The organism is Kitasatospora sp. HPM-01-4 (assembly GCF_051374625.1).
In the GTDB taxonomy this organism is placed as follows: domain Bacteria; phylum Actinomycetota; class Actinomycetes; order Streptomycetales; family Streptomycetaceae; genus Kitasatospora.
Map to the genome: position 1 here is coordinate 457,106 of NZ_JBPQGP010000005.1, position 11,809 is coordinate 468,914.

An 11,809-nucleotide genomic window follows, 5' to 3' on the forward strand; every position below is an offset into this window, starting at 1 on the left:
GCGGCGACCGGTCAGCTGTCGCCCTGCGAGCGGCCGAGCTGCTCGTGGATGAAGGCGAACAGCTCCTCGTCCGAGGCGGCCTTGAGCTGCTCGGTGTCGACGGCCGGAGCCGCCGGCTCGGTTCCGGTACCGGAGAGCCGGCCGAGCAGGGCCTGGAGCCTGGCCGCCAGCGCGGTACGGGCCTCCCCGTCCGGCATCGGAGCGGTGTCGAACGCGGCCTCCAGGCGGTCGAGTTCGGTCAGCAGCGGCTCCCCGGCGACCGGTGCGGTCTCGGTGAGCAGCAGCTCGGCGAGGGCGGCGGGGGTCGGGTGGTCGAAGACCAGGGTCGCGGAGAGCCGCAGCCCGGTGGCCGCGTTCATCCGGTTCCGCAGCTCGACGCCGGTGAGGGAGTCGAACCCGAGCTCCTTGAAGGCCCGTTCGGGTTCGACGGCCTCCGGTCCGGAGTGTCCGAGCACGGCCGCGACCTGGGTGCGGACCAGCTCCAGCAGGAGCCCTCGGCGGTCCTCCTCCCCCAGTCCGGCCAGCCGCTGCTCCAGGCTCGGCCCCTCCGCCGCCCCGGTGGCCGCCGCTCGCACGGCGCGGCGCGCGGGGGTGCGCACCAGGCCGCGCAGCAGCGGCGGGACGGCGGCGGGGTCGGCGTGGTCGCGCAGCCCGGCGACGTCCAGGCCCATCGGGGCGAGGGCGGGCCGGCCGACGGTGGCGGCGGTGTCCAGCAGGGCCAGCCCCTGGGCGGAGGCGAGCGGGGTGATGCCGCCCCGGGCCATCCGCTGGAGGTCGGCCTCCGACAGGGTGCCGGTCATACCGCTGCTCTCCGCCCACAGGCCCCAGGCCAGCGAGAGGCCGGGGAGGCCGGACGCGCCGCGCTGCCTGGCCAGTGCGTCGAGGAAGGCGTTGGCGGCCGCGTAGTTGCCCTGTCCGGCGCCGCCGAAGGTGCCGGCGACGGAGGAGAAGAGGACGAACGCCGCGAGGTCGGCGGAGGCGGTGAGCTCGTGCAGGTTGAGGGCGGCGTCCACCTTGGGCCGCAGCACGGTGTCGACACGGTCGGGGGTGAGCGAGGCCACCACGCCGTCGTCGATCACTCCGGCGGTGTGCACCACCGCGGTGAGCGGGTGTTCGAGGTCCCCGAGCAGCGCGGCGAGGGCCTCGCGGTCGGCGGCGTCGCAGGCCGCGACGGTGACCTCGGCTCCCAACTCCTCCAGCTCGCTGGCGAGTTCGGGGGCTCCGGGGGCCTGGAGTCCGCGCCGGCTGGTGAGCAGCAGGCGGCGGGCACCGTGCTCGGTGACCAGGTGGCGCGCGACCAGGGCGCCGAGGGTCCCGGTGGCACCGGTGACCAGGACGGTGCCGTCCGGGTCGAGCGGGGCGGGGACGGTGATGACCACCTTGCCGATGTGCCTGGCCTGGCTGACGAAGCGGAAGGCCTCCGGTGCGCGCCGGATGTCCCAGCTGGTGACCGGGAGGTGCTGGAGCGCCCCCTGCCGGAACAGGTCGATCACGGCGGTGAGCATCTCGTTGATCCGGTCCGGACCGGCCTCGATCAGGTCGAAGGCCCGGTAGCGGACGCCGGGGTGCTCGGCCGCGACCTGCCCGGGGTCGCGGACGTCGGTCTTGCCCATCTCGATGAAGCGTCCGCCGCCCGGCAGCAGGCGCAGTGAGGCGTCGACGAACTCCCGGGCGAGCGAGTCGAGGACGACGTCCACGCCCCGGCCCGCGGTGGCGGCGAGGAACTTCGGTTCGAAGTCCAGGTCACGGGAGGAGGCGATGTGCCGGTCGTCCAGGCCGAGGCCGTGCAGCGTGCCCCACTTGCCCGGGCTGGCCGTGCCGTACACCTCGGCGCCGAGGTGGCGGGCGAGCTGGGCGGCGGCCATGCCGACGCCACCGGCGGCCGCGTGCACCAGGATCGACTCGCCGGCCTTCAGGCCGGCGAGGTCGACCAGGGCGTAGTAGGCGGTGAGGAACACCACCGGGACGGACGCGGCCTGGGCGAAGGTCCAGTCCTCGGGCATCCGGGTGACCATGCGCCGGTCGGTGACCGTGACCGGGGCGAAGCCGCCGGAGAGCATGCCGAACACCCGGTCGCCGACGGCGAGGTCGGTGACTCCGGGGCCGACCTCCAGGACCACGCCGGCGCCTTCGAGACCGAGCAGTCCGGCGTTGCCCGGGTACATGCCCAGCGCGTTGAGCACGTCGCGGAAGTTGAGCCCGGTGGCGCGGACGCCGATCCGGATGTGTCCGGGGTCGAGCGGTGCCACGGCGGCCGGGAACTCGATCAGCCGGAGGTTCTCCAGCGTGCCCTTGACGGGGATGCCCAGCCGCCAGGCGACCGCGTTCTCGGGCGGGGTGAGAGCGGCGTCGGTGGGGATCCTGGCCAGGCGGGCGGCGTGGCAGACGCCCTGGCGGACCGCCAGTTCCGTCTCGGCCGAGGCCAGGGCCCCGGGGACGGCCGCGATCGAGGACCCGGCGGCGTCCAGGTCGAGCAGGACGAAGCGGTCCGGGTTCTCGGACTGGGCCGACCTGATCAGACCCCAGACCGAGGCCTGGGACAGATCGGCGAGCTCCTCACCGGCGGCCGCCGCCACGGCTCCCCGGGTCACCAGGACCAGGCGCGCGTCGGCGAACGAGCCGTCGGCGAGCCAGGACTGGGCGAGTGCCAGGGCACGGTGGGTGGCGGCGCGTACGGCGTCGGCGGTGGTCCGCGCAGCCGGAGCGAACGGCACGAGCACCGTGTCCGGGACGGGCGTACCGGAGGCGACGGCTGCGGCCAGTGCGGCCAGGTCGGCGTACTCCTCGGTCTCGATGCCCGCCTTGCGGAGCTCCGTGGACAGCTCGCCGCCTTCGAGCACGGCCCAGCGGCCGGCCGTGGCGTCCGTCGTCGCCGGGAGCTCGGCCCACTCGACCTCGAACAGCGATTCGTGGTGGGCGCTGCGGGCGCCGCGCAGCTGCTCGGTGGCGACCGGGCGCAGTACCAGGGACTCCACCGTGGCCACCGGTGCGCCGGTGGTGTCGGCGATCGCGAGCGCGACCGAGTCCGCCCCCTGCGGGGTGATCCGGACCCTGAGGGCGGTGGCGCCGGTAGCGTGCAGGGTGACACCGCTCCAGGCGAACGGCAGGCGGCCCTGCTCGGCGCCCGTCTCCTGGAGGAAGGTGCCGTGCAGCGCGGCGTCCAGCAGTGCGGGGTGGAGGCCGAACATGCTGCCGTCCGACTCGGCGTGCTGCGGCAGGACGACCTCGGCGAAGACCTCCTCGCCGCGCCGCCAGCCGGCCGTCAGGCCCTGGAAGGTGGGGCCGTAGGCGAATCCGCCGCCGGCCAGGCGCTCGTACAGTCCGGTGACCTCGACGGCCGTGGCGTCGGCGGGCGGCCAGACGGTGAGGTCGACGGGCTCCGTACCCGGGTCGCCGGTGGCGAGTGCGCCGCTGGCGTGCCTGGTCCACGGCTCGTCGGGGTCGGCGTCCTCGGCGCGGGAGTACAGCGCGAACGGCCGGGTGCCGCCCTCGTCCGCCGGGTTCACCGACAGCTGGAAACGGATGGCGCCGGTCTCCGGGAGGACGAGCGGTGCCTCCAGGGTGAGTTCCTCCAGCCGGTCGCAGCCGACCTGGTCGCCGGCCCTGATCGCGAGTTCGACGAAGGCGGTGCCCGGAAGCAGTACGGTGCCCGAGACCGCGTGGTCGGCCAGCCACGGGTGGGTGTGCAGGCCGAGCCGCCCGGTGAACAGGCAGCCGTCGGACTCCGCCAGCGGGGCGGCGGCACCGAGCAGCGGGTGCCCGGGGGCGACCAGCCCGGCGGAGGCCACGTCGGCGGCCCACAGGGCGGGTGCCTCCAGCCAGTAGCGCTCACGCTGGAAGGCGTAGGTGGGCAGGTCGACGCGCCGGGCGCCGGTGCCCGTGAAGACGGCCTGCCAGTCGAGCGCGGCCCCCCGGACGTGGGCCTGGGCCAGGGCAGCGGTGAAGCTCCGGGCCTCGGGCCGGTCGCGGCGCAGGACGGGTGCGAACACCGCTCCCTCGACGCACTCCTGGCCCATCGCGGAGAGCACCCCGTCGGGGCCCAGCTCCAGGTAGGTGCGGATGCCTTCGCGCTCCAGGGTCCGCATCGCGTCGCAGAACCGCACGGCCTCGCGGACGTGGCGGACCCAGTACTCGGGGGTGCGGATCTCGTCGGTGAGGTCTCCGGTCAGGGTGGAGACGATCGGGATGCGGGGCTCGTTGAAGGTCAGACCTTCGACGACCGTACGGAACTCGGTGAGCATCGGCTCCATCAGCGGCGAGTGGAAGGCGTGGCTCACCGTCAGCCGCTTGGTCTTGCGACCCTGGGCCGCCAGCTGCTCCGCTGCCGCCAGCACCGCCGACTCGGCACCGGAAATCACCACCGAGGTCGGCCCGTTGACCGCCGCGATCCCCAACTCACCTGTGACGAACGGCAGAACCTCATCCTCCGAGGCCTGCACCGCCACCATCGCACCACCAACCGGCAGCGCCTGCATCAGACGGCCACGAGCGGCCACCAGAGCACCGGCGTCGCCGAGCGACAGCACACCCGCCACGTGCGCGGCGGCGATCTCACCGATCGAATGGCCGGCCAGGAAGTCCGGCCGCAGGCCCCACGCCTCGGCCAGCCGGAACAGCGCCACCTCGATCGCGAACAGCGCCGGCTGGGTGTAGGCGGTCTGATCCAGCTCCTCGCCGCCGAAGACCACCTCGCGCAGCGGACGCTCCAGATGCCGGTCCAGCTCAGCGCAGACCGCGTCGAAGGCCTCGGCGAACACCGGGAACGCCTTGTACAACTCGGCGCCCATCCCGGCCCGCTGGCTCCCCTGCCCGGTGAACAGGAACGCCGTCCGGCCGGAGCCGCCCGCCGTCAGCCCCTCCACCAGGCTGCCTGCCGACTCTCCGCGCGCCAGGGCCTCCAGGCCGCGCAGCAGCTCGACCGTGTCGTCGCCGACCACGGCGGCACGCTGTTCGAGGCCCGCGCGGGTGGTGGCCAGCGACCAGCCGATGTCGGTGGCATCGATATGACGGTAGGTCAGATACTCGTGCAGCTTGGCCGCCTGGGCGCTCAGGGCCTCCCGGGTCTTCGCGGACAGCACCCACGGCACGACGCCGGATCCGGCCTCGGCCCGGTCCTCCTCGGCCGCCTGCGCCGGCGCCTGCTCGATGATCGCGTGGGCATTGGTACCGCTGACGCCGAAGGACGACACACCCGCCCGGCGCGGACGGCCGCTCTCCGGCCAGGAGCGGGACTCGGTGAGCAGCTCCACCGCGCCCGCCGACCAGTCCACGTGCGGGGACGGCTCGCTGATGTGCAGCGTCTGCGGCAGCACACCGTGCCGCATCGCCATCACCATCTTGATCACACCCGCCGCACCGGCGGCCGCCTGCGTGTGGCCCAGATTGGACTTGATCGAACCCAGCCAGAGCGGCCGGTCCTCCGAGTGCTCCTGCCCGTAGGTGGCGAGCAGCGCCTGCGCCTCGATCGGGTCGCCGAGCGTCGTACCGGTCCCATGGGCCTCGACCGCGTCCACCTGGTCGGCCGACAGCCCGGCGTTGGCCAGGGCCTGCCGGATCACCCGCTGCTGCGACGGACCGTTCGGCGCCGTCAGACCGTTGGACGCACCGTCCTGGTTGACCGCCGTACCGCGTACGAGGGCCAGCACCGGGTGGCCGTTGCGGCGCGCGTCGGACAGCCGCTCGACCAGCAGCATGCCCACGCCCTCGGCCCAGCTGGTCCCGTCCGCGTCGGCGGAGAAGGACTTGCAGCGGCCGTCGGCGGCCAGTCCGCGCTGCCGGCTGAAGTCCACGAAGGTGTCCGGCGTGGACATCACCGTGACGCCGCCGGCCAGCGCCAGCGTGCACTCACCGGAGCGCAGCGCCTGGCTCGCCAGGTGCAGGGCGACCAGCGAGGAGGAGCAGGCGGTGTCGACCGTGACCGCCGGCCCTTCCAGGCCGAAGGTGTAGGACACCCGGCCCGAGGCCACGCTGCCGGAGCTTCCGGTGCCGAGGTAGCCCTCGACGCCCTCGGGGATGGCGGGCAGCCGGGAGACGTAGTCGTGGTACATCACGCCCGCGAAGACGCCGGTGCGGCTGCCGCGCAGGCTGGTGGGGTCGATGCCGGCCCGCTCGAACGCCTCCCAGGACGCCTCGAGCAGCAGTCGCTGCTGCGGGTCCATGGCGAGCGCCTCGCGCGGGTTGATGCCGAAGAAGGCGGGGTCGAAGGCGCTGCCGTCGTGCAGGAAGCCGCCCTGCCGCGCGTACGAGGTGCCCTGGCGCTCGGGGTCGGGGTCGTAGAGCGCGTCCAGGTTCCAGCCGCGGTCGGCGGGGAAGGCGGAGACACCGTCGCCGCCCTCGGACACCAGCCGCCACAGGTCCTCGGGCGAGGTCACTCCGCCCGGGTAGCGGCAGGCCATGCCGATGATGGCGATCGGGTCGTCCTCGTCGGTGGCCGTGGTGGCCACGGTGGCCACCGCCTCGACGGCGCCCGTCAGTTCGCCGCCCAGCTGTTCGGCCAGCGCGGCCGGGGTCGGGTAGTCGAAGACCAGCGTCGCGGGCAGCCGCAGACCGGTCGCGGCGCCCAGGCGGTTGCGCAGCTCGACGGCGGTCAGCGAGTCGAAGCCCAGTTCCTTGAAGGCCAGTTGGGGCTCGATGGCGTCCGCTCCGGCGTGGCCGAGCACTCCGGCGACGTGTGCCGTGACCAGTGCGAGCAGCGCCTTCGCCCGTTCGGCGGCCGGAACGGCGGCCAGCTGCTGGGCGAAGGAGTCATCGGTGGCCCCGGCCGCCTGTGCGCTGCGCCGGGCGGGCCCCCGGACCAGTCCCCTGAGCAGGGCGGGCAGTGCCGGGGAGGCGGCCTGGCCGCGCAGCGCGGCGAGGTCGAGCCGCATCGGGACGTAGGCCGCGCCGCCGAGGGCGGTCGCGGTGTCCAGCAGGGACAGGCCTTCGCCGGAGGTGAGCGCGGCGACACCGGCCCGGGTGATGCGGTCGAGGTCGGCGGTGTCCAGGGTGCCGGTCATGCCGCTGCGTTCGGCCCACAGCCCCCAGGCCAGCGCGGTCGCGGGCAGACCCGCGGCGCGGCGGTGGTGGGCGAGGGCGTCCAGGAAGGCGTTGGCGGCGGCATAGTTGGCCTGGCCGGGTCCGCCGAGGGTGCCGGCGGCGGCGGAGAACAGGACGAAGGCGGACAGTTCCTGATGCTTCGTCAGTTCGTGCAGGTACCAGGCCGCGTCCGCCTTCGGGCGCAGCACGGTGTTGACGCGCTCGGGGGTGAGCGAGGAGACGACTCCGTCGTCCAGGACGCCCGCGGTGTGCACGACCGCGGTCAGGCGGTGCTCGGCGAGCAGGGCCGCGAGGGCCTCACGGTCGGCGACGTCGCAGGAGGCGAGGGTCACCTCGGCACCGGACTCGGTGAGTTCGGCGACCAGCTCGCCGGCTCCCGCGGCTTCGAGGCCCCGGCGGGAGACCAGCAGCAGCTTCCGTACGCCGTGCGTGGTGACCAGGTGGCGCGCGACCAGGGCGCCGAGGGTTCCGGTGGCGCCGGTGACCAGCACCGTGCCCTGCGGGTCCGGCGCGAACGCCGGGGCCTGAGCGTCGGCGGCGGTGACCCGGGTGAGCCGGGGGACGTGGACCGCGCCGGCCCGCAGCGCGAGCTGCGGTTCGCCGTCCGCGACGGCGGCCGGGAGGGCCCGGGTGGAGAGCTCGTCGCCGTCGAGGTCCACCAGGACCAGGCGTCCCGGGTGCTCGGACTGCGCGGAGCGGACCAGGCCCCAGACGGCGGCGGCGCCGAGGTCGGCCACGTCCTCGCCGGGGGTGACGGCCATCGCGCCCCGGGTGGCCAGGACCAGGCGGGCGTCGGCGAACCGGTCGTCGGCCAGCCACTGCTGCACCAGGGCCAGTGCCCGCCGTACCGCCGTGTGCGCGGCCTCGGCGCCCTCGCCGGGCTCGGTGGGGATCACGGTCAGTACGGTGTCGACGGACGCCGCACGGTCGGTGTGGCCGGGAAGGCCGAGGCCGAGGGCGTCCTCGCCGAGCAGCGCCCAGCGGTCGAAGGAGGCGTGGGCGCCGGTGGCGGGCGCGGGCTGCCACTCCACGGTGAACAGCGACTCGTGGTGTGCCGCCCGCGCGGCCTGCACCTGGGCCGCCGAGACCGGGCGCAGCAGCAGCTTCTCTACGGTGGCGACGGGTGCGCCGGTGGTGTCCGCGACGGTGACGCTGACGGCGTCCTCACCGGCCGGGGAGAGCCGGACCCGCAGGGTGTCGGCGCCCGAGGCGTGCAGGGTGACGCCGCTCCAGGCGAACGGGAGCCGCCCGGACTCGCTGGGCCGCAGCAGGGTGCCCATGCCGACGCCGTGCAGGGCGGCGTCGAGCAGCGCGGGATGCAGGCCGAACCGGTGGGCGTCGGCCTTGGTCTGCTCGGGCAGTCGGACCTCGGCGAGGATCTCGTCGCCCGACTGCCAGGCCGCGTGCAGTCCCTGGAAGACCGGCCCGTACCCGAACCCGGCCTCGGCCAGGTAGTCGTACAGGCCCTCGGTCTCGACCGGGACGGCACCGGCCGGCGGCCAGCTGTCCGTTCCGAGCCGCTCGCCGGTGCGGTCGGCCGTGGTGGTGAGGGTTCCGGTGGCGTGCCTGGTCCAGGCGTGCTCGGTGGTGAGGGCCGCGCCGGTAGCGGTGTCCTCGGGTTCCGGGCGGGAGTGCAGGGTGAAGGTGCGGCTGCCGGTGGCGTCGGCCTCGCCGACGGCGAGCTGGAGCTGGACGGCGCCGTGCTCGGGCAGTACCAGCGGGGCCTGGAGGGTCAGCTCGGCGAGCCGGTGGCAGCCCACGTGGTCGCCGGCCCGGATGGCGAGCTCGACGAAGGCGGTACCGGGCAGCAGGACGGTGCCCATGACGGCGTGGTCGGCGAGCCAGGGGTGGGTCTGCAGCGAGAGCAGCCCGGTGAACAGGACGCCGTCGGCGTCGGCGAGCGCGAGGGCGGCGCCGAGCAGCGGGTGGTCGGCGGCACCGAGTCCGGCGGAGGTGAGGTCGCCGAGCCAGCCGGTCGGCGGCTCGGGCCAGTGGCGGCGGCGCTGGAAGGCGTAGGTGGGCAGGGCGACCCGGCTGCCGCCCCAGCCGGCGGCCACGGCCTGCCAGTCGGGCGTGGCGCCGTGGACGTGGATCCGGGCGAGCGCGGCCAGCAGGGACTGCGCCTCGGGGCGGCCGGCGCGCAGCGCGGGCACCAGGGCGGCCTCGTCCCTGTCCTCGGCGAGGCAGTGCTGGGCCATCGCGGTGAGGACGCCGTCCGGGCCGAGCTCCAGGTAGGTGGTGACGCCGCTGTCGTCGAGCCTGCGGACCGCGTCGAGGAAGCGGACGGTTTCGCGGACGTGGCGCACCCAGTAGTCGGGTGAGCCCAGTTCCTCGGTGGACAGCGAGGTGCCGGTGACGGTGGAGACGATCGGCAGGCGCGCGGGCTGGTAGTCCAGGCCCTCGGCGACCTTGCGGAAGTCGTCCAGCATGCCGTCCATCAGCGGTGAGTGGAAGGCGTGGCTGACGGTGAGGCGCCGGGTCTTGCGGCCGAGCTCCTCGAAGTGCCGGGCGGCCGCGAGGACTTCGTCCTCGGCGCCGGAGAGCACCACGGCGGTGGGCCCGTTGACCGCCGCGATCCCGAGCTGCCCGGTGAGCAGCGGCAGCACCTCGTCCTCGGTGGCCTCGACCGCCACCATCGCGCCGCCGTCGGGCAGTTGCTGCATCAGGCGGCCGCGTGCGGCGACCAGGGCGGCCGCGTCCGCGAGCGACCAGACACCGGCGACGTGGGCGGCGGCCAGTTCGCCGATGGAGTGTCCGGCCAGGAAGTCGGGGCGTACGCCCCACGACTCGGCCAGGCGGAACAGCGCCACCTCGATCGCGAACAGCGCGGGCTGGGTGTAGCCGGTCCGGTCGAGTTCCTCGCCGGTGAACACCACCTCGCGCAGCGGGCGTTCCAGGTGCGCGTCGAACTCGGCGCACACCGAGTCGAACGCGGCGGCGAAGACCGGGAAGGCCTGGTACAGCTCCTTGCCCATGCCGGCCCGCTGGCTGCCCTGCCCGGTGAACAGGACGGCGGTCCGGCCCTCGGCGGCGGCGACGCCCTGCACCAGCTGGGGGGCGCTCTCACCGGCGGCGAGGGCGTCCAGTCCGGCCAGCAGCTCGGCCCGGTCGGCGGCCAGGACCACGGCGCGGTGGTCGAGGGCGGCCCGGGTGGTGGCCAGTGAGTGGGCCAGGTCGGCCTGGGCGAGTTCGGGGACGGTGTCCAGGTGGGCGCGCAGCCGGGCGGCCTGGGCTCGCAGCGCCGCGGCGGTCCGGCCCGAGACCAGGTGCGGCAGCAGCCCGGCGGCGGGCGGCTGCTCCGGGGTGCCGGCCACGGGCGCGGGGGCCTGCTCGATGATGGTGTGGGCGTTGGTGCCGCTGACGCCGAAGGAGGAGACACCCGCGCGGCGCGGCTCTCCGGTCTCCGGCCACGGCCGGGCCTCCTCCAGCAGGGCGACGCCGCCGGCGGACCAGTCCACGTGCGGCGAGGGCTGGTCCACGTGCAGGGTCTTCGGCAGGACGCCGTGCCGCATCGCCTGCACCATCTTGATGATGCCGGCGACCCCGGCGGCGGCCTGGGTGTGGCCGAGGTTGGACTTCACCGAGCCCAGCCACAGCGGCCTCTCCTGCGGGCGCTCCAGACCGTAGGTGGCGAGCAGCGCCTGCGCCTCGATCGGGTCGCCGAGGACCGTACCGGTGCCGTGCGCCTCGACCACGTCCACCTGGGCGGGGGTCAGGCCGGCGTTGGCCAGCGCCTGGCGGATGACCCGCTGCTGGGAGGGGCCGTTGGGGGCGGTGAGGCCGTTGGAAGCGCCGTCCTGGTTGACCGCCGAGCCCCGGATCACGGCCAGCACCTCATGGCCGTTGCGCTGGGCGTCGGAGAGCCGCTCCAGCAGCAGCATGCCGACGCCCTCGCCCCAGCCGGTGCCGTCGGCGGCGGCGGCGAAGGACTTGCAGCGGCCGTCGGCGGCCAGCCCGCGCTGCCGGCTGAACTGGACGAACGCCCGGGGGCTGGACATCACCGTGACACCGCCGGCCAGTGCCAGCGAGCACTCCCGCTGGCGCAGTGCCTGCACGGCGAGGTGCAGCGCGACCAGCGAGGAGGAGCAGGCGGTGTCCACGGTGACCGCCGGGCCCTCGAGGCCGAAGGTGTAGGACACCCGGCCCGAGAGCACGGCCGCCGAGTTGCCGGTGAGGGTGTAGCCCTCCACGCCCTCGGGGACGTCGAACAGCAGATCGCCGTAGTCCTGGCCGTTGGTACCGGCGAAGACGCCGGTCCGGCTTCCCTTGAGCGAGGTCGGGTCGATCCCCGCCCGCTCCAGCACCTCCCAGGACGCCTCGAGCAGCAGTCGCTGCTGCGGGTCCATGCCGAGCGTCTCGCGCGGCGAGATGCCGAAGAACGCGGCGTCGAACTCCGGTGCGCCGTAAAGGAAGCCGCCCTGCCGGGTGTGGCTGGTGCCCTGCCGGTCCGGGTCCTCGTCGAAGAGCGAGGCGATGTCCCAGCCCCGGTCGGTGGGGAAGTCGCCGATCGCGTCCCGGCCCTCGGCCACCAGCTGCCACAGCTCCTCGGGGGAGTTCACCCCGCCCGCGAACCGGCAGCTCATCGACACCAGGGCGATCGGCTCGGAGTCCCCCGCCTCGGCCTCGCGCAGCCGCTGGCGGGTCTGGTGCAGATCCGCCGTCACGCGCTTCAGATAGTCGAGGAGCTTTTCCTGATCCACTGTTGGAACCTCACCAAAATGTCGATGACTGCGAGTAGTTGCGGGCGGAGCGATGTCCGGGTGGCCGCTGCCGG

Annotated in this window: 1 protein-coding gene; it reads right to left on the bottom strand. The window is 74.6% G+C overall.

Going from position 1 to position 11,809, the window contains the following annotated elements; translation table 11 throughout:
* Positions 1–11: 11 nt before the first annotated feature.
* Positions 12–11,789 (bottom strand): SDR family NAD(P)-dependent oxidoreductase, encoded by an 11,778-nt coding sequence (locus ACSMTC_RS02205; RefSeq protein ID WP_436564574.1) that lies wholly within the window; start codon positions 11,787–11,789, stop codon positions 12–14.
* Positions 11,790–11,809: the final 20 nt, after the last annotated feature.